1 protein-coding gene is annotated in these 242 nt (G+C 54.5%); it reads left to right on the top strand.

The genetic code is table 11. The features are described 5' to 3' along the window. A partial coding sequence (locus SJH88_RS19605; RefSeq protein ID WP_274755005.1) for an IS3 family transposase occupies positions 1-91 on the top strand: 91 nt, incomplete at its 5' end. Positions 92-242: the final 151 nt, after the last annotated feature.

Here is a 242-nt window from a genome sequence, read left to right as displayed (position 1 = left end):
TTACATCGAGTGCTTCTACAACCCGACGCGTCGGCATTCGACGCTCGGATATCTCAGTCCCGTACAGTTCGAGCAAGCTCAAGAAGCTTAGGTCGGTGTCAACGAGACCGGCAGCAGCCCAAGACGAGGTTTTGCACTTTGGTGTGCGCCCCAAGAAACAAACCGCGCAGCAGGACTCCATTCAAATCTCGTGATGTCGTGCGACTCACAATGCAACAAGCGAGCTTGTCTGCTGCTGGTCT

The sequence above is a fragment of the Comamonas sp. GCA5 genome (assembly GCF_036541385.1).
GTDB lineage: Bacteria > Pseudomonadota > Gammaproteobacteria > Burkholderiales > Burkholderiaceae_C > Comamonas > Comamonas aquatica.
Note: the sequence above shows the minus strand (reverse complement) of the source record. Positions and strands in the feature narration are given on the sequence as shown.